We start from the raw sequence: 23,487 nt of genomic DNA, 5'->3' as shown, positions 1-23,487 counted from the left end.
TGCTCGGCCCTACGTACCGGGTCGCCTTCGCCCAACGCCGGAGCCATCGTGAAGAGGACGAAGGCGCCGACCCTGGCCATCACGCAAGCCAATTCCGATACCTGAAGAGCTGCGTCGCGGATGCGTCGCCAAGCCTCCCGAGAAGCTCGCCTCCGTGGAGCGGGAGGCCATCGCCGTAGCCTCGCGATGCAACAGGCCGAATGGGTGGGGCACTGAGCGGGCCGGCGCCTGACCCTGCATGTGCCGTGCGCTCCGGCAGCCGGATGCGGTCGATGGACATCACCCTGCCCAAAGGGCAAACGCCCATGAGGCGCCGCCCGGGACCTGCGTTTGGCAAGTCAAACGGACCAAGGCGTAGAACGCTGTGCCGTCACCGCTCGGGTCGGGAACCTGGTCGCGAGAGCGTCCTGGCAAGCGGTAGACGGATGATGACGGCCATTGGCCAGCAACTGCGAACGCCTTCGGGCGGCCCTCGCGCTCTGTTCGACCGATGATCTCCAGCGCCTCGTGCGTGACATTCCGTCAAGGTGCAGGCGCCCGGCATCGACGGCGGCATGATGGCAGCGTCTCAGCGCCTGGATGCCCGGACGACGGCCACTCTTGCGACGAGCACCGAATGCGAGCCGAGGCGCTTGACGCGCGCGAAGCCAGCTTCGGAAAGGATGTCGGGCCACGTTCCGTCCATGTGTTGTCGGAGGCGCGTCTCGCCGAGCATCATGGACGCGACCTTGACCAAGGCGCCTTCCTGCGCCCCACGCGCCGCATCAAGATCCGAGGCGAGCAGGCTTCCTTGCCGCCGCAGGACGCGCAACAACTCGCGCGCGATCCGAAGCTTTCCTTCCTGCGGCTCGCAATGCAGGGCCATCACCGAAGCCGCCTTGTCGAAGGAGGCGGGAGGGAACGGCATGCGACCGCGGGCCTCGTACGCGAACGCCTTCACGTTCGCGAGACCCGCCGCCGCCGCATCGGCCCGGGTCGCGGCGGCGCGCTCTGCATCCGCTTCCAAGCCGACGAACCCAGTGCCCGGAAACCTCCTCGCGAGCCCGAGCACGGGTTCGGCCTGTGGCCCCCTGACATAGAGGATGCGCTCGCCGGCCTCGGGAGCAAGGGCGGCTATAAGAGGCTCGGTGCAGGCCGGGTCCCGCATCAGGACGGGATAGGTCCGCTCGAAGCCGCGCCTGGCTATCCACCGGCGCGCGCCAAGGATGAGGTTCATTGTCGAAGAAACCGTTCAGGTCGACGCCAATGGCTACGTCGGCCCTGGGCGTGTCGGCCCCAGGGTGACGGCGGCCATTCCGACCATAGCCGCTTTCGGCCATGGGTGTACCACTACCGGGTAAGGGTACATGGCAGGCACTGCAAGCGGGGAACTCGGACCATGTCCTCCGCCCACCTCATGCGCTAAGGTCCACGGCCTCGGAAGTGGAAGAGGCCTTCGGGTGACGATCTCAATCGGTGAACTGTCGCGACGCTCGGGCGTGCGCATACCTACAATAAGGTACTATGAGCAGAATCGCCTCATTTCGGCCCCGGCTCGAACCGAGGGCCAGCAGCGACGCTACACTGAGGAGGATGTGGTTCGGTTGAGCTTCGTCCGACAGGCCAGAGAACTCGGATTGGAGGTCGATGCGATCCGCGAACTCCTCGAACTGGGAACAGGGCATAGTGGCTCGCCCGAGGAAGCTGCCAGGCTGGCCCTGCGCCACAGGGATGAAACGGACCGGCGGATCGCCCTGCTCACGGCACTCCGGTCCGAGCTTGGGCGTCTTGTGGCCGAATACGGCCGTGGACGTCTCCACGGAGGGCGTCTCCTTGAGGTGCTTGCGCAACCGGATATCGCGGATGGCGAACGCTGACCGTCTTGGCGCACGGGTATTCCGAAGGACCAGGGGCTCCTCCCCTGCCCCGGTGCTCCCAAGCGGGCAGCCCATCCCACCCGGTCCGCGCGGGGCACAACGCTCATCCTAGCAGCCGACCGGACCATCGAACACGTTCGTGGCCTTCGTGCCGCCGCAGGTGTACCGTTGCTCCGCGCCGAGCGCGATGAGCGCACTCGTTCATCAAGGAGCCCCCGATGTCCGGTGCAGTGCAGGGAAGCCTCGCGGGCCTCGTCTTGCTTGCACAAGGGTGTCAACGCCGATTGAAGTCTGACCCACTTTTGGCTTTGTCGCCGATCGTAACCTGACCCACCCCTCACGCAGGAACGGCTGGTTCCCGCACGGGCCGCGCCACCAGCCCGGCGCGCCGCTTGTCCTTCAGCCGGTAGCTCTCGCCCGTGATCGTCACCACGCTGGCGTGGTGCAGCACCCGGTCCAGCATCGCCGCCGTCAGCACCGCGTCGCCGGCAAACGCCTGGTCCCACGCCCCGAACGACAGGTTCGAGGTCAGGATCATCGCGCCCCGCTCGTAGCGCTTGGCCGCCACCTGGAAGAACAGGTTCGCCTGCTCGCGCGCAAACGGCAGGTAGCCGATCTCGTCGACGATCAGCAGCCGGTAGAGGTTCACCGCCCGGTGCATCGCCTCCTTCAGGCGCCCCTGGCGCTGTGCTGTCTCCAGCGTCAGGACCAGGTCCGCCGCACTGGTGAAGCGCACCTTCATCCCGCGCTGCGTCGCCAGGTAGCCGAGCGCGATCGCCAGATGCGTCTTGCCCACGCCGGACGGACCCAGGAACACCACGTTCTGCGCCCGCTCCACGAAGGCTAGGCTGGCCAGTTCCTGGATCTGCGCCCGCGGCGCCCCGGTGGCGAAGCCGAAGTCGTAGCCCTCCAGCGTCTTCACCGCCGGGAAGCCCGCCACCCGGGCGAACATCTCCCGCGCCCGGGTGCGCCGAGCCTCGCGCTCGGCCCGCAGCACCTCCTCCAGGAAGACGGCATAGGGCGTGTCGCGCTCGGATGCCGCCTGCGCGAGCGCGCCGTAGGCCGCGGGCACCGCCTGCAAGCGCAGCTCGGCGCAGAGTTCAGCCAGGCGGGCATGCTGCAGGTCGCTCATGCCGGTTCTCCCGTCATCAGGCCCGAGAGCCCGTCGTAGAGCGCCAGCGGGTGCTGCAGCCCGACCACCGGATGAGCGGGAGCCGGCACCGCCGGGGCCTGGATCTGGCGCACCGAGCGGCCGCCATAGGGCGGCGGCACCGGCTGCAACTGCGTCCGTTCCACTTCCAGGCGCTCGGCCGGCACCGCGCCGGTCGTGGCATGCACCCGCTGGTTGGCGACCGTGCGCAGCCAGCGACCCGCCGCCAGGTTGGCCGCCTCCCGGTCGAGCACCAGCCCCTCCTGGCCGAGCCGGCTGGCCAGCGGCACGTAGAAGCTGCCGCGCAGGTAGCGGATGAAGCGCTCGACCTTGCCCTTGGTCTGCGCCCGTCCGGGCTGGCACAGCCGGGGCCGGAAGCCGCAATGGCGGGCAAAGTCCAGGAAGCCGGCCTGGAAGCGGTGACGCCCGCGACCGTAGGCGTTCCGCTCCACCACCACGGTGCGCATGTTGTCGTAGAGTACCTCGCGCGGCACGCCCCCGAAGGCCAGGAAGGCGTTCTCGTGGGCGGCGATCAGCGTCTCGAGGCGCTCGTCGGTGACGAACTCGAGGTAGGCCGCCCGGCTCCAGCCCAGCGTCGCCACGAACACCGAGAGCCGGTCGGCGCCGCGCCGCATCACCGCCCAGTCGACCTGCATCTGCTCGCCCGGCGCGGTCTCGAAGCGCACCACCGGCTGCGGAACTGGCGCCGGCGTCAGGCCAGCGACGAACTCCTTGAGCATCGTGTAGCCGCCCGCATAGCCCCGCTCGCGCAACTCGACGAGCAGCACGCTGGCCGGGATCCGGTCCGGCGCTGCCGCAGCCAGGCGCTCCACCACGTAGCCCTTGAACGGATCGAGCTTGCCCGGTCGGGGCGGTCGCCCCTTGTAGCGCGCCGCCGCCTCGTCGCGCAGGTAGCGCCTCACCGTGTTGCGCGACAGACCCGTCGCGCGGGCAATCTCGCGGATGCCCTTCCCATGCCGATGCAACACCCGGATCTCCAACGCTGCCTCCTCACCCACCATCCGGGCCTCCTCCCGCAGAAGGAGCCCAGCCTACGGCCTGGGTCAGGATTCAATCGGCGACCGGGTCAGTTTCACATCGGCGGCTACAAGGGAGTATGGCGCCCGTCCCGGACCCCCGTGTTGACCTGCTCGTTCCCGGTCTCCTGGCGCACCAACTTGGTACCCTGTGTGCGAGCCGGAACCCGGGTTTCCTGCCATCGACCGGTGACGCCAAAAGCCTGCTGTTCGCTTATGCCATGCACCTGAAGCAGGAGGTGTTCTCGTCCAACCCTGCGGAGTAAGCCGAGCGTCTGTTCGTCCGAGCCGCACAAGCCGCGCGCGATGCCGCGCGCCAGGAGGTTCGCCCCTTTTCGGCGCTGCCGCCCAAGGATGCGGGCGAAGCTCTCGACCGCTGGTGCGCGCTCACGGTGAGGACATTTGTGCTCACGACGTTGAGCGAGCATGGCGATGACCACGCGGCGTACATGAGGCAGCTCGGACAGGCGCCGTGAGGTGCATGCGTGCCCCGCCCCGGCTACCAAGATACCTCGGCTTGTGCCCGGCGTACCGTCGCCTGGCGGCTCAAAGACGTGAAGCCCTCACAAACAGGCGGGAGCACCATGGGCCAACCAACTGCGGCGCTAGCAATGCAAGCCCTGCCGGAAAGAGTTAGGACGGTCCCTGCTGCGGAGGCCGTTGTCCTGCAACTCGGCAGCGAGCCGCTCAGCAGCCGCAACCAGACAGGGTCCCGAGCAATATGGGTGTAAACTAGCGAGTGGATGAGCGTTTTGGGTGAAAAACAGCTCCCGTTGCAGCCCAATTGGGTCAAACGGGAGCTGTTATGGGTACAGGCAGATCGTGCTCCTCATCACACGTCGAGATTGGCCACGTTGAGGGCATTCTCCTGGATGAACTCCCGGCGCGGCTCGACCACGTCGCCCATCAGCTTGACGAACAGGTCGTCGGCGTCGGTCGTGTCCTTGACCTTCACCTGGAGGAGCGAGCGCACGTCTCGGTCCAGCGTCGTCTCCCAGAGCTGCTGGGCGGTCATCTCGCCCAGCCCCTTGTAGCGCTGCAGCTGCAGGCCCTTGCGGCCGAGCGCCATCATGCCCTCGAACAGGGCGACCGGGCCGTAGAGCGTGGTCTGGTCGCCCCGGCGCACCAGGGTGACGGGGGCGCCGTAGATCTCGCTCAGGGTCTCGGCCCGCTCGTCGAGGCGGCGCGCCTCCTGCGAGGAGATCAGCGCCTCGTCGAGCACCGCGACTTGGCGCACGCCGCGTAAGGTCCGCGACAGCACGTAGCCGCCGTCCTTCGCCTCGCCCTCCCAGCCCTGCTCGATCTCGTCCGCGATGGCGTTGAGGCGCCGGGCGATCTCGTCGGCCACCACCTCGGCCTCGGCCGGGTTGCCGGCGACCGAGGGGCGGAGGGCGCCTGCGATCGCCGCCTGCTCGACCACGACGCGGTCGTAGCGCGAATGCATCCCGTGCAGGACCTGGCGCACGCCGCGCGCCTCATCGACCAGGGCCTTGAGCTGCGGCCCGCCGAACTCGGTGCCGGTGGCGAGCTTGAGCACCGCCCCTTCGACGCCGCCATCGATCAGATAGTCCTCGAGCGCCCGGTCGTCCTTGAGGTAGATCGCGGTCTTGCCCTTCTGCGCCTTGTAGAGCGGCGGCTGGGCGATGTAGAGGTGGCCGCGGTCGATCAGCTCCGGCATCTGGCGGAAGAAGAACGTCAGCAGCAGCGTGCGGATGTGCGAGCCGTCGACATCCGCGTCGGTCATGATGATGATGCGGTGGTAGCGCAGCTTGTCGGGGTTGAACTCCTCGCGGCCGATGCCGGTGCCGAGCGCGGTGATCAGCGTGCCGATCTCCTGGCTCGACAGCATCTTGTCGAAGCGCGCGCGCTCGACGTTGAGGATCTTGCCGCGCAAGGGCAGCACCGCCTGGAAGGTCCGGTCGCGGCCCTGCTTGGCCGAGCCGCCGGCCGAGTCGCCCTCGACCAGCAGGATCTCGCATTTCGACGGGTCGCGCTCCTGGCAATCGGCGAGCTTGCCGGGGAGCGAGGCAATGTCGAGCGCGCCCTTGCGGCGGGTCAGCTCGCGTGCCTTGCGGGCCGCCTCGCGCGCGGCGGCCGCCTCCGCCACCTTGCCGACGATGGTCTTGGCCTCCGAGGGATGCTCCTCGAGCCAGTTCGACAGGCCCTCGTTGAGGACGTTCTCGACCACCGGGCGCACCTCGGACGAGACCAGCTTGTCCTTGGTCTGCGACGAGAACTTGGGATCCGGCACCTTGACCGAGATGATCGCGGTCAGGCCCTCGCGGCAATCGTCGCCGGTGAGCGAGACCTTCTCGCGCTTGGCGATGCCGGAGGATTCGGCGTAGCCGGTGATCTGGCGCGTCAGCGCCGCCCGGAAGCCCGCCATGTGGGTGCCGCCGTCGCGCTGCGGGATGTTGTTGGTGAAGGGCAGCACCGTCTCGTGGTAGCTGTCGTTCCACCACAGGGCGACCTCGACGCCGATGCCGTCGCGGTCGGCGCGCACCACCACCGGCTGGCTCACCAGCGGGCTCTTGGTCCGGTCGAGGTAGCGCACGAAGGCCTCGACGCCGCCCTCGTAGACCAGCTCCTCGCGCTTGTGCTCGGCGTGGCGGGCATCGGTCAGCACGATGCGCACGCCGGAATTGAGGAAGGCGAGTTCGCGCAGGCGCTTCTCCAGCGTCGCGTAGTCGAACTCGACCATCGTGAAGGTGTCGGTCGAGGGCAGGAACGTCACCTCGGTGCCGCGCCGGTCGCCGGCCGGGCCGACGACGGCGAGGGGCGAGACCGCGTCGCCGTGGCGGAACTCCATCGCGTGCTCCTGGCCGGCGCGCCAGATGCGCAGGCGCAGCCAGGTCGAGAGGGCGTTCACCACCGAGACGCCGACGCCGTGCAGGCCGCCCGAGACCTTGTAGGAGTTCTGGTCGAACTTCCCGCCGGCGTGGAGCTGGGTCATGATGACCTCGGCCGCCGAGACGCCCTCCTCCGGGTGGATGTCGGTCGGGATGCCGCGGCCGTTGTCGGACACGGTGCACGAGCCGTCCGGGTTGAGGGTGACGGTGACGAGGGTCGCGTGGCCGGCGAGCGCCTCGTCGATGGCGTTGTCGACGACCTCGTACACCATGTGGTGCAGGCCCGAGCCGTCGTCGGTGTCGCCGATATACATGCCCGGCCGCTTGCGCACCGCGTCGAGGCCCTTGAGGACCTTGATCGAGTCGGCGCCGTAGGTGTCGGGGGTCAGATCGCGGGCGGGTTCGGCCATGTCGGTTCCTGGTGCGGGCGGGCGCGCGTCGCGGAGCTCGCGGCCTGCGCCGGCGCCGGTTCTCGATCCGGCGCCGTCTGGGTCTCGTGTCTCAAGGGTGCCGGGCCGTGGAGAGCACGGCCCCGTCGATCCTTGATGTAAGCATTCCGCCTTGAAATTGCATCGGTTTTCGGCGCCGCACGGGCGGTTTTCGGAGGACCGGCGGGCACTCTGTCCACCCCCGCCGGACCATACAGGAGGTTACGTTTCGCCGCACCCCGTTAAGGATCCGCGAATGCCCACCGTCAGCCCTTGAGCGTGCCCCGGCTCGCTTCCTCGAGCCGGGCGGACGCCGCCGGATCGAGGGCGAGGCGCACGCCGCCCAGGATCTCGTCGAGCTGCGCCACCGAGGTGGCGCTGGCGATCGGCGCGGTGAGCCCCGGCCGCGCGACGAGCCACGCGATGGCGACCTGGGCCGGGGTCGCGCCGTGCTCCCGGGCGACCTCGTCGAGGAGGTCGAGGAAGGCGAGCCCGCGCGGGTTGAGGTAGCCGGAGACCCGGGCCTCTCGGGCGCGTCCTGCGGCTGCGCCGGCCTGCCGGTACTTGCCGGTGAGGAAGCCCGCCGCGAGGGAGAAGTAGGAGATCACCCCGATCCCTTCCTCCCGGCACAGGGGCTCCAGCTCCGCCTCGTAGCCCGCCCGCTCGGCCAGGCTGTATTCGGGCTGCAGGCACTCGTAGCGCGGCAGGCCCTCCCGAGCCGCGACGGTCAGCGCCTCGCGCAGGCGGGCGGCGGAGTAGTTGGAGGCGCCGATCGCCCGCACCTTGCCGGCGCGGATCAGCCTTTCATAGGCCGCCAGCGTCTCCTCCAACGGCGTCTCGGCATCGTCGAGGTGGGACTGGTAGAGGTCGATCCGGTCGGTCTGGAGACGGCGGAGGGATTCCTCCACCGCCCGCTCGATGTACGGGGCCTTCAGGCCTTTCCGGCCCTCCCCCATATCCATGCCGACCTTGGTGGCGATCACCATGCGGTCGCGGGTGCCGCGGGCCTTGAGCCAGCGCCCGATCACGGCCTCCGACTCGCCGCCGTGATGGCCCGGCGCCCAGCGCGAATAGACGTCGGCGGTGTCGACGAAGGTGAAGCCCGCTTCCAGCAGCCGGTCGAGCAGCGCGAAGGAGGTCGCCTCGTCGGCGGTCCAGCCGAACACGTTGCCGCCGAAGCAGAACGGCGGGACCGAGAGGCCGGAGCGGCCGAGGGGACGCAGGTCCATGGCGGGAATCCCTACTGGAGGCGAAAAGCCTACTGAAGAAACGGGTTCGACAGCCGCTCCTGGCCGATCGTGCTCGTCGGGCCGTGGCCGGGGATGAAGGCGACGTCGTCGCCGAGCGGCAGGAGCTTGGTCTTGATGGACGAGATCAGGGCGGCGTGGTCGCCCCCCGGCAGGTCGGTGCGGCCGACGGAGCCCCGGAACAGCACGTCGCCCACTTGCGCGTAGCGCGCGTCCCGGCTGACCAGCACGACGCTGCCGGGGGAATGGCCGGGGCAGTGCAGCACGTCGAAGGTGAGGTCGCCGACCGTCACCGTGTCGCCCTCGGCGAGCCAGCGGTCGGGGGTGATGACCTTGGCGCCGTCGATGCCGTAGGCGGCCCCGGTCTCGGGCAGGCTGTCGAGGAGCGGCTTGTCGGCGATGTGCGGCCCCTCGACCGGCACGGTGAGCGCATCGCGCAGGTCCGCCGCGCCGCCGGCATGGTCGATATGGCCGTGGGTGAGCAGGATCTTCTCGACCGTGACCCCGGCCTTCGCGATCGCCGCCCGGATCCGGTCCAGGTCGCCGCCCGGATCGATCACGGCGGCCCGCTTCGTCGCCTCGCACCACAGGAGGGTGCAGTTCTGCTGGAACGGTGTGACCGGGATGATCGCGGCGCGGGGCGTGCTCGGCATGATCGGCCTTGGATGAGACGAAGGTGGCCCCTTGTAGCGTGGAAGCGGGCGGTGCGGCACCCCGGGGCCACGGCCCTCACTCCAGCCACCACCCCTCCCCCGCCACGAAGGCCCTTGGTCCCGGCGGCCCGCCCCGATGAAGCCTGCTCACCCCGCGCCAGTCCCGGTCGCGGAACGCAGGCCCGAGGCGGGCGGCCTCCTCGGGCCTGCGGGCGCCCGCGCAGGGCACGAAGCTCACCGGTGACAGGAAGCGGGCCGGCCACGCGCCGTCCTCGTCCGCGGGACGGGTTGCCAGCAGCATCCCGCCCCCGCCCCGGTCGGCGGTGAGCGGCACCAGCAGGCGGCCGCCGGGATCGAGCGCGTCGAGCCAGACCGGCAGCGGTGCCGTGGCGCCGGCTGCCACCGTCACGAGGTCGGCCGCAGGAAGCGGCGCTTCCGCCCCGGAGCGCGGGTGCACCCCCACCTGCTCGTAGCCGGAGAGCGCGGCGCGGGCGGCCGCGGCGAGGTCCGGCTCGACTTCGTAGGCGTCGACCCGGCCGGCAGGCCCGACGAGTTCGGCCAGGATGGCGGTGTAGTAACCGCCGCCCGCCCCGACCTGCACCACCCGCTCGCCCGCTCGCAGGCGGGCCGCCGCGAGGCAGAGCGCGTGCAGGCTCGGCTCGCCGTTGTTGAGGCCGGCCTCCGGTCGCAGGGACACCAGCACGTCGCGGTAGAGCCCGGCCGGGTCCGCGACCGTCCCGGCGCCGTCCGCGCCGAACACCGTCCAGGGGCCGGGGCCGCAGAACGCCTCCCTGGGGACCCGCGCGAAGGCGCGGATCAGCGCCGCATCGTCGGTGCCGGCCCGGGCGGCGATGCGGGCCGCGTAGGCGGCGCGGTGCTGCGCGAGGTCCGGCATCCTGGCTCGTCTTCGTCCCGATACTGGGCGAACCGGCCCGGGCCCGGGCCGGTTCCCGTCGCGCGATCGTGCGCGGGAGCCCCTGGCGGGCCGGCCGGCCCCGCGCTACCGTCCCGATCGTGAGGTGGGAGCGCCCCGCCCGATACGAGATGACCAGACCTGATGCGACCGATCTGTCCGGCGCCCGTGCGGGCCGGACCGGGCGCCTGAGGACCGCCGAGACGACGGCCCGAACGCGGCCCGGCCTCCCCCCCTCGCGGGTGTCTCCTCCCGGAGGACACGCGATGACGAGTTCGTTCCCCCTCTCCCACGGCTTCTCCGCCGCCCGCCCCGCCGTGCGGCGGATCGGCATCCAGGACCTCAAGGCCGCCCTGTCGCGGGGCGTCGACGACTTCCTGGCGATGCCGACCCACGTGCTGTTCGTGGTGCTGATCTACCCGATCGCCGGCGTGGTCATCGCGGCCGCGACCTTCGAGCAGGACCTGATCCCGATCCTGTTTCCCCTCGCCGCGGGCTTCGCGCTGCTCGGGCCCTTCGCGGCGCTCGGCCTCTACGAGCTGAGCCGGCGGCGGGAATGGGGCCTGCCCGCCGCCTGGACCGACGCCTACGCGCCCCTCCGCGGCCGCTCCGCCAAGGCGGTGACGGCGGTCGGCGTGGTGCTGGCGCTGATCTTCCTCGCCTGGCTCGCTGCCGCGATGGGGCTGTACTGGGCACTCTACGGCAGCGTCACCGAGCCCTCGCTGCTCGCCTTCCTCGACGACGTGCTGACCACGCCGCGGGGCTGGGTCCTGATCCTCACCGGCAACCTCGTGGGTGCGGCCTTCTCGCTCCTGGCGCTCGCGGTGGGCGCGGTCTCGATCCCGCTCATCATCGACAAGGACGCGGATGCCGGCACCGCGATCGAGACCTCGCTGGCGCTGATGCGCGAGAACCCCGGCACGATGCTCGCCTGGGGCGCCATCGTGGCGGGACTGCTCGTCATCGGCATGCTGTCGCTGTTCGTCGGCCTCGCGGTGGTGCTGCCGGTGCTCGGCCATGCCACCTGGCACCTCTACCGCCGGGCGGTGGCGTGAGCGGCCACCCGGTCATCGCCGCGGTCACTCTATGAGCGCCGCGTAGGTGAGCACCCGCAGCTCGCGCCGGATCGGCCAGGTCGAGGACGGCATGAGCTGCGTCAGCAGGATCACGAACAGGTCCTCGGCGGGGTCGATCCAGAACGCCGTCGAGGCCGCCCCGCCCCAGGCGACCTCGCCCGGGGTGCCGAGGATCTGGGCCTTGGCCGGATCCAGCATCACCGAGACGCCGAGGCCGAAGCCGATGCCGCTGTAGCTCGATTCCGAGAAGCGCGGCTGGCCCATATCGGCGAGGTCGCCGCGCAGGTGGTTGGCGGTCATCAGCGCCACGGTCTTGCGGCCGAGGAGCCGCACGCCGTCGAGCGCGCCCCCGCCGAGCATGAAGCGGCAGAACCGGGCGTAGTCGGACGCCGTCGAGACCAGGCCGCCGCCGCCCGAGGGTACGCTGCGGGGCTTCGCGTAGCGGCCCTCGCGGGCATCGTCGATCAGCGTCAGCCGGCCGCCCTCGCCCAGCGCGTAGTTCGAGGCGAATCGGGCGATCTTCTCTGGCGGCACGTGGAAGTCGGTGTCGACCATGCCCAGCGGCCGGATGATCCGCTCGCGCAGGAAGGCGTCGAAGGGCTGACCCGATATGACCGCCACGAGATGGCCGAGCACGTCGGTGGCGATGCTGTAGTTCCACTCCGCCCCGGGCTGCGCCAGCAGCGGCAGGCCGGCGGCCTTCGCCACCACGTCGGCGAGAGAGGTCTCGGCGGTCTGGAAGTCGACGCCCTCCTCCCGGTACATCCGGTCGACCAGCGTCGCGTCCATGAAGCCGTAGGTGAGGCCGGACGTGTGGGTGAGGAGGTCGCGGAAGGTGATGTCGCGTTCCGCCGGCACCGTCTCGGGCTTGGCCCGGCTGCCGCCGACGAGCACCCGCATGTTCCGGAACTCCGGCAGGAAGCGGGTGATGGGATCGTCGAGCTGGAACCTGCCCTCCTCGTACAGCATCAGGATCGCCACCGAGGTCAGCGGCTTCGTCATCGAGTAGATGCGCACGATGGTGTCGTCGTCCATCGGCAGGCCGCGGGCGAGGTCGCGCAGGCCCGCCGAGCGGGAGAACACCACCTGCCCGCGGCGGGCCACGGTCACCGACAGGCCCGGCAGCTTGCCGGCCTCGACGTAGCCCCGCATCCACGGGACGATCCGCTCCAGCCGCTCCGAAGAGAGGCCGACCGCCTCCGGGGTTCCGATCTCAGCCTGCATGCGGTGCCTCCTGACGTCCAAAGCTGCATCTATCGCACTTTCAACGCATCTAAAGGCTTGGCTCGGGCCGAGCCAGGATGGGGTCGCGGCTGCGATGACGGCGAGCAGCCTGCATGCTACGTGCCCTTGCAAGGGCTGCGTGCTTACGGTCTCGCCGATTCTGTGCGTGTCCGCCGCGTAGCCATTCGGCCGCAGGAGCATCAGATCGTGCCCTGAGCCGAAGAGCGGTTAAGAAACGTGATCCTGCAACAAGGGAGTTTGATATGAGACGTGGGCTTGTAATTAGCAATTGTCAAATCCAGCCTATCAAGCACATGATGAGCATGTATTCTGATGACATCGTCTTCGATGGGTTCGGAGTCCATCTTCTCCCGCACGACAACAAAGATCATATCAACAATCTTGTATCTAATATTGATAAATATGATGTTGTTCTGACTGTTCCTCTGTCGGACCAGTACGAAGAAATTTCATCGGAAAAAATAGGTAATTACGTAAAAAGCACCAAATTAGTTCGTATCGCAAACATGTATTTTTCTGGCCTCCATCCTGATTTGACGTATATCGGCGGACTATCAAAGAGAGTCGATGGGCCGCTCGGCGATTATCACAGCAAGCTCGCGTTGCTGGCATATTTGCGCGGATACAATGTGGCCGAGGCCTTCAGGCTTTATACAGAGAAAGTATATAAGATAATCGGTTATTTTGATGTTGCGGAAAAATCGATCGAAGAACTTAAGCTGCGTGAGCAAAATATAGACGTGCAATTTTCGGATATTTTACAGGAAAATTATCGCGAACATCCTACCTTTTTCTCTGTTAATCATCCAACATCTTTTATGTTTGATTTATACTGCCAAAGAATTTCCGCTTGGTTGGAGCATAATTTAGATATTAAGCAAAGCGGCTTCCATAAAGGTGCGCTATTTTCGATGAACTATCTCGCTGGTTCGGCGATATTTCCAGTATATCCTGAAATAAGTATGCATTTGAATCTTAAATATCCTGGATCATATAATTTCAAGCCGGGTACTGTGGGAGATGATCCTGTCAGTACATATAATCTTTACCAAATGATTAGTCGGGAGTTTGATGCCTTCGATGCTGTTGGAAGGGACGATTTGGGCTCAAGTCACCAAGGGCGGCTTGTATTGCATGATTATGGTACTATCGATTTTTTGAGTTTGATCTAGTTTCTGTCCTGCTGTTTCTCAGCCGAGCGATGCGTATCATTGGGTTGATATAGATTTGACATTCACCAATGTACCGAAATAGTGATACGTTGGCGATCTATGTTCGTGCCAATCGTGGTCGTACTCGGGTGGTCGAGAACAGCAGGCCCAAGATCGGGTTGAAGATCGCATCTGAGCGTGCATCGTCGGCCGTGGTACGGTGCACCATAGGTCTATCGGATTGTGGCTTGAGGACGCCTCGGTTCACAGGCCTACCGTCCCGCGGTAATCGGCCCCGGCATTGCCGAGTCGGCCGTTGACCGTGCTGGCAGCCGGTGCAATGCCGAGCCCCAACAATGCCCTGGGAGCCACGCCGCCGATGTCACTGCCCGAGAGCCTCCGCCACGCCCTCGCCCTCCCGGTGATCGCCTCGCCGATGTTCATCGTCTCGGGGCCGGAGCTGGTCATCGCCCAGTGCGTGAACGGTATCGTCGGCTCGTTCCCGGCCCTCAACGCCCGGCCCAAGGAGGCGCTGGACGAGTGGCTGACCCGGATCACTGCGGCGCTCGAAGAAGCCAAGGCGACGGATCCCGACCGGATCGTCGCGCCGTACGCCGTCAACCAGATCATCCACGCCTCGAACGACCGGCTGGAGCACGACCTGATGGTCTGTGGGAAGCATAGGGTGCCGATCATCATCACGTCGCTGCGCGCCCCCGACGCGGTGGTCTCGGCGGTGCATGGCTGGGGCGGACTCGTCTTCCACGACGTGACCACCGTGCGCCACGCCGAGAAGGCGCTGGAGGCTGGCGTCGACGGGCTGATCCTGGTGTGCGCCGGAGCCGGGGGACATGCCGGCACGCTCTCGCCCTTCGCCCTCGTTGGCGAGGTGCGGCGCTTCTACGACGGGCCGCTGATCCTGTCCGGCGCGATCACCACCGGCGACGCGATCCTCGCCGCCCAGGCGATGGGGGCGGACCTCGCCTATATGGGCACCCGCTTCATCGCCACGCAGGAGGCCAATGCCGCGCCGGCCTACAAGGAGATGATCGTCGGCACGACGGCCGCCGACGTCCTCTACACCCCCTACTTCACCGGCGTGCCCGGCAACTACCTCAAGCCCAGCGTGACCGCCGCCGGCCTCGACCCCAATGCGCTCCCGGAGGTCGACAAGACCAAGATGAATTTCGGCTCGGGCACCACCAAGGCCTGGCGCGACATCTGGGGCGCCGGCCAGGGCGTCGGCACCATCGACGACGCGCCACCGACCGCCGTGGTGATCGACCGGCTGAAGGCCGAATACGCGGCGGCGCGGGCGCGGCTTTGATAGCGCCCTCCCGCACGCCCCACCCCTGCATCCAGCGCTTGTCCGTCCGGCACGGCCCTCGCATCCTGGCGCGCGCAATCCCCCGACGTAATGCGTGAGGCCTGAGCGATGACCACCAACCTCTCCGTGAACGGCAACCGGCTCTGGGACACCCTGATGGTATCGGCCGGCATCGGCACCGGGCCCCGGGGGGGCCTGCGGCGCCTGACCCTGACCGAGCCGGACCGGGTGATGCGCGACCAGCTCAAGGCCTGGGCGGCCGAAGGCGGTTATCCCCTCACCATCGACGGGCTCGGCAACATGGTGCTGCGGCGCGATGGGCTCGAACCCGACCTGCCGCCGGTGGTGATCGGCAGCCACCTCGACACGCAATGGGCCGGCGGGCGCTTCGACGGCATCCTCGGCGTGCTCGCGGGGCTGGAGGTCTTACGGACCCTCGACGACCTCGGGATCGCGACGCGCCGCAGCATCGAGGTGGTGAACTGGACCAACGAGGAGGGCGCGCGCTTCTCGCCGCCGATGCTGTGCTCGCTGGCCTGGTCCGGCCAGGCGACGCCGGACTGGGTCGAGAACCGGCGCGACCGCGACGGGATCCGCTTCGGCGACGCCCTCGACGGCATCGGCTATCGCGGACCCGAACCCGTCGGCGGCCGCACCATCGACGCCTATTTCGAGCTGCATATCGAGCAGGGCCCGGCCCTCGACCGGGCGGGCGTGCCGGTCGGCATCGTCACCGGCGGCTATCCGAGCTGCGGCATGCGCATCGCCGTCGAGGGCGCCACCGCCCATACCGGCCCGACCCCGATGAGCGAGCGCCACAACGCGCTCGTCGGCGCCGCCATGGTGGCGGTGGCGGTCAACGATATCGGCTGGGCGCATGCCGACACCGACGCCAAGGCCACCGCCGCCCGGCTCGACCTGGTGCCGAACCTGCCCGGCACCCTGTCGGAATACGCCGAGCTGTTCATCGACATGCGGGCGCCGAAGCTGGAGACCCTCGAGACCATGAAGGCGTCCTTGCGCGCCGCCCTGCCCGACTGCGCCGCCCGCTCGCTCACGCAGATCTCCATCGCCGAGGAATGGGGCTTCGGCGTCTTCTCCTTCGATGACGGGCTGATCGGCCTCCTGCGCGAGACCGCGGACCGCCTCGGCGTCCCGACCATGGACCTGCGCTCCCAGGCCGGCCACGACGCCTACCACGTCGCCCGGGTCGCCCCGGCCTGCATGATCTTCACCCCCTGCCGGGACGGCATCACCCACAACGAGGCCGAGGACATCGCCCTGGAGCCGACCCTGCCGGGCGTGAATCTCCTGCTCCACGCAGCCCTGGCGCGGGCCAACCGGTAGGCGCGGTCGGGCGGTCGCGAGACCGCCCGAATCCGCTTGCGCGGCTTTGCGCATTCGCGTGCCTTGCATCAGAAAGTTGATGCGAGCTCCCCGATGCGTGACCTCGACCGGGCCGACCTCGACAGGGTCTTGGCCGACATCGTGGCGATCCGAAGCCAGGTCGCCGCCGGTACCGCCTTCCAGGGCTGCGGCCCCTCCGCGCTCGCCCTCACGGGCGCCCCGGCTCTCGCCACCGCGAGCCTGCAGGCACTCGTCCTCGACGATCCGACCGCCCGGCCCTCACCTTTCTCTCCGGCTGGATCGCCACCGCGCTCCTCTTCGTGGCGGTGATCGGGGCCGAGATGCGGGCGCGCCGCCGGCACCATCCGGGCCTCGCCGACGCGATGATCCTCAACGCCGTCGAGGCGTTCCTGCCGCCCGGAGTCGCCGGGGCGTTGCTGCTCCCGGTGCTGGCGCGCCTTGCTCCGGAGTCGCTGTAATCTCAGCCGCCACCTCCAGGTGCTGGAGGAGGCCGGCCTGGTGGAGCACCCGCCTGCACTGCGCATCGCCCTCGACCACTCGGCCCGGGACGCGATCCTGGCCGCAGCCCGCACGGCCGGGCCCGACACCACCTGTGAGGAGTTCGGCCGCCTCGTCGCCCCCGACGGCGCCCCGGAGGTCGACCTCGTGATCCGCAACAGCGGCGAGCAGCGCCTCTCCGATTTCCTGCTCTGGGAGAGCGCCTGTGCCGAATTGCACTTCACGCCCTGCCCCTGGCCGGATTTCCGCGAGGCGGAGCTTGCCGCGGCGATGACGGCGTTCCGTGGCCGGCAGCGCCGGTTCGGCGGGCTGCCGGCGGCGGGAGGGGGTGGAACGGTCCGTGGTGGCCGTTCCTCGCCCTCTCCGCTCGGTTCGCGTAAGGATGGCGTATGGAGCCAGCGGCGGGCGCGTGCTCCTCATATCATCGCCTCCACCAAGCACGAAGATGCCCGAGGAACTCTTCTCAGCTCCGCCGCACCACGCGCCTCACCGTGCGGCGCGGCTCCGCGCCCCACTGGTACTTGTAAGCCTCCTCTCCGCGCAGGAAGTGAAACTCGCCCGCCCCCGCTGCCGCCGCTGCCTCGATCAGGCACGCGAACGCCAACGTGCCGAAACTCTGCCCGCTCACGCTCAGATCGACGGCGTTGATGTAGGAGTACCATTGCCGGGTGTCCGCCAACCCGTATACCACCGCCACGATCGCCCCGTCATGGCGCACAACCGACATCCGCAGCAGCCCGGCGCTCGCCAGCGCCGGCGCTGCCCCCCGGTGGAACGCCAGCACGCGGGGATCCCAGAGCACCCCGGGCTGGCCGACACGCTCCCACCGGGTCCGGTGAAGCTCAAACAGAGTCTCCACTACCTCCCCGACCTGCTCGGCGGCCACCAGCTCCTCCTCGACCCCGCCCAGACGCCCGGCCCGGTGGCGGTCGTGCACCACCTTGCGGCGCTGCGTCCGCGTTAGCGCCGCGAGCGGCGAGCCCTCCCGTGGCAGCCGCAGCACCGGGCAGGTCTCCGTTTCCTCGTCGATCGCCACCCACCCGCTGGGCACCGAGCCGAGCAGGGGCGAGTCGACCCGCAGGTCGGGCAGCAGCACCTCGTCCCAGCACTCAGACGAGCCGAGGATCTCTCCCCATAGCCGCTCCATATCCGTGCCCGGCAGCGCCAGCGCGTCGCAGTAGTCGCTGTGCCCGGCCCCGACCGGCACGAGCCGGCGCACCCCGCCGTCCTGCCATACGAACAGCGGCAGCGCCGCCACGAGCCCGCTGGGATCGCGCACCTCCGCATCAAGGCGCATCCCGCCGCCCAGGTGCGTCCACCAGGCCTCCAGCCAGGCCGGAGACTGGAACGGCGTGGCGCGTGGGTCACCCCGCCACAGCGCCCAGTGCTCCTCCCGCGTCACGACGACCGCCTCAGGTGGAAGCCGGCTCCATCCCAGATCGAGAACGGCCGCTCGTCGGCCCGCAGCACCTCGAAGCCGTACGCCTCGGCCAACGCCCGCGCCTCGGCGACGTCCCGCGCCGGCTCGCCGCGGTAGGACCAGTTGAACACCAGTAGGTCGCCGCCGCCCGCCAGTACCCGCGCCGCCTCCGCCACGAAGTTCCCGACGGCCCCCGCGTGAACCACGAAGGGCAGGCTGTCGGCCGCGATCAGCAGGTCCACCTCGCCGGCACCGATGGGCAGGCGGCCCGCCCCGCCCTGCTCGAACCGCAGGTTGCTGCGCGCACCCGTCCGCCGCCGGGCTTCGGCAACCATGCGGACCGACAGGTCCAAACCCAGAATCTCCTGTGCCTCCCCAGCCAGTGCGATTGCCACCCGCCCGACCCCACAGCCGAAGTCCAGCACACGCCGCCCCGCGGGCGAGGACCAGGCCCGGATCACCTCCACGAGTTCCGCGGTCGCCGCGGCGAGCTCGTCGGGGTCGCCCAGCGAGTAGAAGGCCACCCCCGCCTCCGGCGCTTCCTCGGCCAGGCGGTCGAATAGCGCCGCGGTCGCGGCGAGGACATCGTCGACGCCCGGCCATAGCCCCGAGCGCACCAGCCGGCTGAGCGCCCCCAAGCGCCCGCGGTGGCGCGCGGCCAGCTGCGCCACCGCGGTGAGCCGCGGCTCCTCGGGGCGCGCGGCAGCCTCCCGCGCAAGCCACTCGACGTCGATCTCCATCCCCGCAAGCAGCAGGCGGGAGAGGGCGACCTGCGGCGAGATCTCGCCGCGGGTGCACTGCTCGAGGATCTCGCGCTCGCTCATGCCGCCAGCCTCGCGTAGAGCCCTAGGTAGGTGGCGGCAGTGCGGCTCAGGGGGAAGCGCTCGCACGCTGCGCGCCGGCACGCGGCCGGGTCGATCTCCCCGACCCGCGCGATCGCGGCGGCCATCTCTTGGACCGTATCAACGATCAGGCCCGTGACCCCGTGCTCGACGATCTCGGGCAGCGCGCCGGCGCGGAAGGCGACCACCGGGGTGCCGCTCGCCAGCGCCTCCATGGCGACCAACGAGGAGGTTTCGGGCACAGTGGAGGGGATCAGCACGCAGCGCGCCTCGGCGAGCAGGCGCCGCTTGGCCGGCCCCTCGGCTGGCCCGACGAAGCGGCGACGCGCGTCGAGCCTCGGGACGACCTCCTCGGCGAAGTAGCGGCGGTGGGCTGGGTACGGGAATACCCGCCCGGCCGCGAGCAGGCGGGCACCAGCCAGGCGTGAGGCATCGAGCGCGTGGTGGAATCCCTTCTCTGGGGCGACGCGGCCGAGAACCAGCGCGTACGAGCGACGAGTCGGGCCGGGACGGTAGGCGTCCGTGTCGACACCATTGGGTATCGGTGGCAGTAGGCGGACGCCGGGTGGGGCGCGCCGCGCTTGGTCCGCCGAGACGGGATTGAGCCAGGTCGACGGGCGATCTGGGCCGAGCGCCTCGGGCGGGTACCAGCTGATGGGCAGGTGCAGGGTGACGAGGGTGGGCACGCCGGGAGGCGGCATGTAGCTGGCGTAGTCGACGCCGTGGAAGTGGACGAGGTCCGCTTGTCCCGAGCGAACCTCGTCGGCGAGGGTTGCGCGCACGCGGTTGTGGACAGCGGCTCGGCACGCTTCATCAATGTCGCCGTCGGTGGCCGGCACGGCGAGCAGTTCGCCGGCGGTGGTGGAGCCCTGCTGCGCGACCACGCGGGAGCGGTGTCCGGCGCGGATGAGCGCGCGGTCGAGCTGCGCCAGCACCTGCTCGGCGCCCCCCGTGGGGTCGGCGGTGACGGGTGCGAAGGGGTAGGCGACGCTCACGACGGTCAGGCCCACAATGCGAGTTCCTCCCGTGCCGACGGTGCGACGGGCAGCAACCTGGGGCGGTGAGAGCCAGAAGCAACCGCTCCTCGTCGGGCCAGGATCATCGAAACGCCCGCGTGATCCCGACGCCGCCCGATGCTCGTCGCTCGCATGGGCGTCAAACTGCCTCGGGCGCTCAAACCCGCAGCCCCATGACCAGGGCACCCGGGTACATGTGTCTAGAATACAATCCGTTCCCGACAGGCCAGGCGGGTCGACCACGGTTGACGTACCCGACGCGAGATCCGCGCGTGCCGGAGGCGGTCGGGAAGCCCTGTCGCTCATTCAAATGGCCGGAAAACGCTCGCCTGACTGGCTCCTCATGATCCTGGCCGGTCCATTACGTCCTGCCCCAATGGACCTGTCCAGGTTCCGACCGGTCTCGGTCCATATCAATGGCATCTTGGGACTGAAACGCAGCATCGATCGGGCCTCAGACCTATCTGGACCAGGCGCATGTCCGAGCGAATCGCCCGGCGCGTCGCGGGAGAGAACGTCTCCCGACGGCGCGCCCGCCTCACGCCCCGCTCAATACCCCTGCGCACTCCCCGTATTCCGCCGCGGATCGTTGGCCCCGTAGTAGCGAAACGTCCCGACCGGCTTGCCGCCGAGGGTCGGTGCGCCGATCAGGATCGCCGCGAGGTGGTTGGCCGGCTGGGCCGGGCCGAAGCTGTGGCCCATCCCTTCCAGGATCTTGCGGGTGTCCGGCGAGAGGGCGAAGCGCTCGACATTGGTCACGTCGGGCATCCACTGGTGGTGGAAGCGCGGCGCGTCGGCGGCCTCCTGCACGTTCATCCCGTAATCGATCACGTTGAGGATGCTGTGCAGCACCACCGTGATGATCCGGCTGCCGCCGGGCGTCCCGGTGACGAAGACGGGCTTGCCGTCCTTGGTGACGATGGTCGGGCTCATCGAGCTCAAGGGCGTCTTGCCGGGCGCGACGGCGTTCGCCTCGCCCTGAAGCAGGCCGTAGATGTTCGGCACGCCGACCTTGGCGGTGAAGTCGTCCATCTCGTTGTTGAGGAGGACGCCCGTTCCCTCCGCGACGATCCGCACGCCGAACCAGTCGTTGAGCGTGTAGGTCACCGAGACGGCGTTGCCCTGAGAGTCGACGATCGAGTAGTGGGTGGTGTTGCTGCCCTCGTGCGGGGCTGAGCCGGGCTTGAGCTCGGCCGAGATGCCGGCCTTCTGCGGGTCGATCACCGCCCGGATCTTGGCCGCATAGGCCTTGTCGGTCAGCCGCTCGACCGGGTTCTTCACGAAGTCCGGATCGCCCAGGTAGCTGTTGCGGTCGAGATAGGCATGGCGCATCGCCTCGATTTCGTAATGGACCGCCTGCGCCGAGCCCCAGCCGAGCTTGGTCAGGTCGTAGCCCTCGAGGATGTTCAGCATCTCGCAGATCACCACCCCGCCCGAGCTCGGCGGCGGGGCCGAGATCACCCGGTAGCCGCGGTAGTCGCACTCGATCGGCGGCAGCTCGCGGGTGACGTAGCGGTCGAGGTCGGCCTGGACGATGAGGCCGTCATGCCCCCGGCTCGACGCCGTCAGCGCGTCGCCGACCGCGCCCTTGTAGAACCCGTCCCTCCCCCGCTCGCTGACCGCCCGCAGCGTCCCGGCGAGGTCTTTCTGGACGAGCCTGTCGCCCACGCGATAGGGCCGCCCCTGGTTCAGGAAGATCCGGGCCGAGGCGGGATCCTTCCCGAAATCCTCCGTGGCGGTCCCGAGCATGTCGACGTCGCCCTGGTCGAGGGTGAAGCCCTCTTCCGCCAGCTTGATCGCCGGGGCGATCAGCTCGGCGCGGGGCCGCGTGCCGTACCGGGCGCGCGCGTCCTCGAGGCCCGCCACGGTGCCGGGCACCCCGACCGCCAGGAAGCTCTTCGTGCTCAGGCCCTTGACGACGTTCCCGTCCCTGTCGAGGAACATGTCGCGGCTGGCGGCGAGCGGCGCCTTCTCGCGGAAATCCAGGAAGGTCCGGCTACCGTCGGCGCGCTGGATCGTCATGAAGCCGCCGCCGCCGAGGTTCCCGGCGGCCGGATAGACCACCGCCAGGGCGTAGCCGACCGCGACCGCCGCATCGACGGCGTTGCCGCCCTGCTTCAGCACGTCGACGCCGACCTGCGTCGCGTAGTGCTGCGCCGTGACGACCATGCCGTGCTCGGCGGCGACCGGCGCCCGCGAGGCGGCGAGGGCGGCGTCCCGCGGGACCGCCACGACGAGGAACGCGGTGAGAAGACCGATGCCGACCGAGGCGATCCTGTGGCCCATGAGCGTCCTGCCCTGTTCGTGAGTCGCCGCCACGGTACACGACAGCCATGCGCGGCTGTACCGCGGGAGCCGACTTTCCTCTCGCGCTCTATCCCCTCGCGCCGATCGTGCTCTAGCTTGCGGGGGCCAAGACGCACAGGGAGGCCCTCCATGTCGATGACCCGTCGCACCCTCATGGCCGGAGGCGTCCTCGCCGGCCCGTTCCTCACCAGCGCCCCGGGCCTCGCCGGCGGCGGAGCGGCGCCCGCCGCCGAGCTTCCGGGCGTCTACCGCTACGGCCTCGGCGAGGCGACGGTGACGGCCCTGCACGAGGGCGGGGTGAAGCGCCCCCTCGATGCCGGCTTCGTGCGCAACGCGCCCCTCTCCGAGGTGCAGGCAGCGCTCGCCCAGGCCTTCCTGCCGACCGAGACCCTGCCGATCACCTTCACGCCGCTCCTCCTCACCCTCGGGGGCAAGCGGGTGCTGGTCGATGCGGGCTTCGCCGATCAAGGCCCGCCCGGCACCGGCGGGACGTTGCGCGGCCTGGCGCTCGCCGGGATCGACCCGGGCGCGGTCGACGCGGTGGTGATCAGCCACTTCCACCCCGACCACATCCTCGGCCTCAAGCGCAAGGACGGCACGCCGACCTTCCCGAACGCGCACGTGCTGGTGCCGGAGCCCGAATGGCGCTTCTGGATGGATGACGGCCGCCTCGCCAACCCGCCAGAGGCCCTGAAGGCCACGCTCGGCGCCGTGCAGAAGACCTTCGGTGGCGGCCTGAAGGTCGAGCGCTATGCGTGGGACAAGGAGGTGCTGCCGGGCCTCACCGCTCTGGGCACGCCCGGCCACACTCCGGGCCATACCTCGTTCCGGCTCGATTCCGGCGGCCGCCGGCTCCTGATCGCCTCCGACATCACCAACCACCCGGCCCTGTTCGTGCGCCATCCCGACTGGTCGGCTTTGTTCGACATGGATGCCGACCAGGCGCGCGCCACCCGCCACAGGATGCTGGCGCTGATCGCCGACGAGCGGTTGCCGGTGGCGTTCTACCACGCCCCCTTCCCGGCCGCCGGCCACGTCGCCCGGTCGGGCGGGGCCTACGAGTTCGTGCCGCTGCAATGGGGCCTGGGCTTCGCCTGAGCGCGG

General features: G+C 69.3%; 18 protein-coding genes and 2 pseudogenes. 8 read left to right on the top strand and 12 right to left on the bottom strand.

Going from position 1 to position 23,487, the window contains the following annotated elements:
• Positions 1 to 568: 568 nt before the first annotated feature.
• Positions 569 to 1,216, bottom strand: coding sequence for a methyltransferase domain-containing protein (locus MFF64_RS14945; protein ID WP_091887261.1), 648 nt, complete (start codon positions 1,214 to 1,216; stop codon positions 569 to 571).
• Positions 1,217 to 1,346: 130 nt separating this feature from the next.
• Here MFF64_RS14945 and MFF64_RS14940 point away from each other — a divergent pair, with 130 nt between their 5' ends.
• A complete protein-coding gene (locus MFF64_RS14940) occupies positions 1,347 to 1,856 on the top strand; it encodes a MerR family transcriptional regulator (protein WP_238191350.1) in 510 nt (169 codons plus the stop codon).
• A 337-nt stretch (positions 1,857 to 2,193) separates the two neighbouring features.
• Here MFF64_RS14940 and istB read toward each other — a convergent pair whose 3' ends face one another.
• The 6 genes from istB to MFF64_RS14910 form a co-directional block, all read right to left on the bottom strand.
• Positions 2,194 to 2,988, bottom strand: coding sequence for an IS21-like element helper ATPase IstB (istB, locus tag MFF64_RS14935; protein ID WP_099952834.1), 795 nt, complete (start codon positions 2,986 to 2,988; stop codon positions 2,194 to 2,196).
• On the bottom strand, positions 2,985 to 4,028 hold the full coding sequence (gene istA, locus MFF64_RS14930; protein ID WP_099901120.1) for an IS21 family transposase: 1,044 nt from the start codon (positions 4,026 to 4,028) through the stop codon (positions 2,985 to 2,987). Before istA ends, istB begins: the two co-directional genes overlap by 4 nt.
• An 847-nt stretch (positions 4,029 to 4,875) precedes the next feature.
• Positions 4,876 to 7,302, bottom strand: coding sequence for a DNA topoisomerase (ATP-hydrolyzing) subunit B (gyrB, locus tag MFF64_RS14925; protein ID WP_099899840.1), 2,427 nt, complete (start codon positions 7,300 to 7,302; stop codon positions 4,876 to 4,878).
• Between the two features lie 284 nt (positions 7,303 to 7,586).
• On the bottom strand, positions 7,587 to 8,549 hold the full coding sequence (locus MFF64_RS14920; protein WP_238191349.1) for an aldo/keto reductase: 963 nt from the start codon (positions 8,547 to 8,549) through the stop codon (positions 7,587 to 7,589).
• 29 nt (positions 8,550 to 8,578) lie between these two features.
• Positions 8,579 to 9,220, bottom strand: a complete 642-nt coding sequence (locus MFF64_RS14915; RefSeq protein WP_099899842.1) for an MBL fold metallo-hydrolase — start codon at positions 9,218 to 9,220, stop codon at positions 8,579 to 8,581.
• A gap of 76 nt (positions 9,221 to 9,296) precedes the next feature.
• Entirely contained in the window at positions 9,297 to 10,115 is an 819-nt protein-coding gene (locus MFF64_RS14910) for a protein-L-isoaspartate O-methyltransferase family protein (RefSeq protein WP_099899844.1), read from the bottom strand.
• 284 nt (positions 10,116 to 10,399) lie between these two features.
• Here MFF64_RS14910 and MFF64_RS14905 point away from each other — a divergent pair, with 284 nt between their 5' ends.
• Entirely contained in the window at positions 10,400 to 11,188 is a 789-nt protein-coding gene (locus tag MFF64_RS14905; RefSeq protein ID WP_099899846.1) for a DUF2189 domain-containing protein, read from the top strand.
• A gap of 24 nt (positions 11,189 to 11,212) precedes the next feature.
• Here the strand turns inward: MFF64_RS14905 and MFF64_RS14900 are convergent, their stop codons facing one another.
• Positions 11,213 to 12,433: a serine hydrolase domain-containing protein gene (locus MFF64_RS14900; protein ID WP_099899848.1), complete on the bottom strand. Its 1,221-nt coding sequence runs from the start codon at positions 12,431 to 12,433 to the stop codon at positions 11,213 to 11,215.
• 113 nt (positions 12,434 to 12,546) lie between these two features.
• Between MFF64_RS14900 and MFF64_RS14895 the strand changes: the two genes are divergently transcribed.
• The 5 genes and pseudogenes from MFF64_RS14895 to MFF64_RS14875 all read left to right on the top strand — a co-directional run.
• Positions 12,547 to 13,626 (top strand): WcbI family polysaccharide biosynthesis putative acetyltransferase, encoded by a 1,080-nt coding sequence (locus MFF64_RS14895; RefSeq protein WP_238191347.1) that lies wholly within the window; start codon positions 12,547 to 12,549, stop codon positions 13,624 to 13,626.
• Between the two features lie 358 nt (positions 13,627 to 13,984).
• Complete coding sequence (locus MFF64_RS14890; protein ID WP_099900341.1) at positions 13,985 to 14,932, top strand: NAD(P)H-dependent flavin oxidoreductase; 948 nt, start codon at positions 13,985 to 13,987, stop codon at positions 14,930 to 14,932.
• A 108-nt stretch (positions 14,933 to 15,040) separates the two neighbouring features.
• Positions 15,041 to 16,279: a Zn-dependent hydrolase gene (locus MFF64_RS14885; RefSeq protein ID WP_238191344.1), complete on the top strand. Its 1,239-nt coding sequence runs from the start codon at positions 15,041 to 15,043 to the stop codon at positions 16,277 to 16,279.
• Positions 16,280 to 16,372: 93 nt separating this feature from the next.
• Positions 16,373 to 16,755 (top strand): annotated as a pseudogene (locus tag MFF64_RS14880) (hypothetical protein); the annotation flags it as partial.
• 22 nt (positions 16,756 to 16,777) lie between these two features.
• Positions 16,778 to 17,116 (top strand): annotated as a pseudogene (locus tag MFF64_RS14875) (undecaprenyl diphosphate synthase family protein); the annotation flags it as partial.
• 145 nt (positions 17,117 to 17,261) lie between these two features.
• On the opposite strand, the gene MFF64_RS14870 reads toward MFF64_RS14875, so the two are convergent.
• From MFF64_RS14870 to ggt, 4 genes are all read right to left on the bottom strand, one after another.
• Positions 17,262 to 18,200 (bottom strand): GNAT family N-acetyltransferase, encoded by a 939-nt coding sequence (locus tag MFF64_RS14870; protein WP_238191342.1) that lies wholly within the window; start codon positions 18,198 to 18,200, stop codon positions 17,262 to 17,264.
• Complete coding sequence (locus tag MFF64_RS14865; protein WP_099901452.1) at positions 18,197 to 19,042, bottom strand: class I SAM-dependent methyltransferase; 846 nt, start codon at positions 19,040 to 19,042, stop codon at positions 18,197 to 18,199. Before MFF64_RS14865 ends, MFF64_RS14870 begins: the two co-directional genes overlap by 4 nt.
• Positions 19,039 to 20,070 (bottom strand): glycosyltransferase, encoded by a 1,032-nt coding sequence (locus MFF64_RS14860; RefSeq protein WP_238191340.1) that lies wholly within the window; start codon positions 20,068 to 20,070, stop codon positions 19,039 to 19,041. The genes MFF64_RS14865 and MFF64_RS14860 overlap by 4 nt, the downstream gene beginning before the upstream one ends.
• A gap of 555 nt (positions 20,071 to 20,625) precedes the next feature.
• Positions 20,626 to 22,362 (bottom strand): gamma-glutamyltransferase, encoded by a 1,737-nt coding sequence (ggt, locus tag MFF64_RS14855; protein WP_238191339.1) that lies wholly within the window; start codon positions 22,360 to 22,362, stop codon positions 20,626 to 20,628.
• A gap of 150 nt (positions 22,363 to 22,512) precedes the next feature.
• Between ggt and MFF64_RS14850 the strand changes: the two genes are divergently transcribed.
• Positions 22,513 to 23,481, top strand: coding sequence for an MBL fold metallo-hydrolase (locus MFF64_RS14850; protein WP_099899539.1), 969 nt, complete (start codon positions 22,513 to 22,515; stop codon positions 23,479 to 23,481).
• Positions 23,482 to 23,487 lie beyond the last annotated feature (6 nt).

Origin of the sequence: Methylobacterium frigidaeris (genome assembly GCF_022179185.1) — a bacterium.
Lineage (GTDB): Bacteria > Pseudomonadota > Alphaproteobacteria > Rhizobiales > Beijerinckiaceae > Methylobacterium > Methylobacterium frigidaeris.
This window is presented reverse-complemented; position numbering and strand designations above follow the sequence as displayed.

Coding starts and splice junctions, on each gene's coding strand:
- MFF64_RS14890 (WP_099900341.1), top strand. CDS start 13,985: ATGTCACTGCCCGAGAGCCTCCGCCACGCCCTCGCCCTCCCGGTGATC.
- gyrB (WP_099899840.1), bottom strand. CDS start 7,302: ATGGCCGAACCCGCCCGCGATCTGACCCCCGACACCTACGGCGCCGAC.
- MFF64_RS14885 (WP_238191344.1), top strand. CDS start 15,041: ATGACCACCAACCTCTCCGTGAACGGCAACCGGCTCTGGGACACCCTG.
- MFF64_RS14905 (WP_099899846.1), top strand. CDS start 10,400: ATGACGAGTTCGTTCCCCCTCTCCCACGGCTTCTCCGCCGCCCGCCCC.
- MFF64_RS14895 (WP_238191347.1), top strand. CDS start 12,547: ATGCTACGTGCCCTTGCAAGGGCTGCGTGCTTACGGTCTCGCCGATTC.
- MFF64_RS14920 (WP_238191349.1), bottom strand. CDS start 8,549: ATGGACCTGCGTCCCCTCGGCCGCTCCGGCCTCTCGGTCCCGCCGTTC.
- MFF64_RS14910 (WP_099899844.1), bottom strand. CDS start 10,115: ATGCCGGACCTCGCGCAGCACCGCGCCGCCTACGCGGCCCGCATCGCC.
- istB (WP_099952834.1), bottom strand. CDS start 2,988: ATGAGCGACCTGCAGCATGCCCGCCTGGCTGAACTCTGCGCCGAGCTG.
- MFF64_RS14850 (WP_099899539.1), top strand. CDS start 22,513: ATGTCGATGACCCGTCGCACCCTCATGGCCGGAGGCGTCCTCGCCGGC.
- MFF64_RS14940 (WP_238191350.1), top strand. CDS start 1,347: ATGGCAGGCACTGCAAGCGGGGAACTCGGACCATGTCCTCCGCCCACC.
- ggt (WP_238191339.1), bottom strand. CDS start 22,362: ATGGGCCACAGGATCGCCTCGGTCGGCATCGGTCTTCTCACCGCGTTC.
- MFF64_RS14945 (WP_091887261.1), bottom strand. CDS start 1,216: ATGAACCTCATCCTTGGCGCGCGCCGGTGGATAGCCAGGCGCGGCTTC.
- MFF64_RS14900 (WP_099899848.1), bottom strand. CDS start 12,433: ATGCAGGCTGAGATCGGAACCCCGGAGGCGGTCGGCCTCTCTTCGGAG.
- MFF64_RS14915 (WP_099899842.1), bottom strand. CDS start 9,220: ATGCCGAGCACGCCCCGCGCCGCGATCATCCCGGTCACACCGTTCCAG.
- istA (WP_099901120.1), bottom strand. CDS start 4,028: ATGGTGGGTGAGGAGGCAGCGTTGGAGATCCGGGTGTTGCATCGGCAT.
- MFF64_RS14865 (WP_099901452.1), bottom strand. CDS start 19,042: ATGAGCGAGCGCGAGATCCTCGAGCAGTGCACCCGCGGCGAGATCTCG.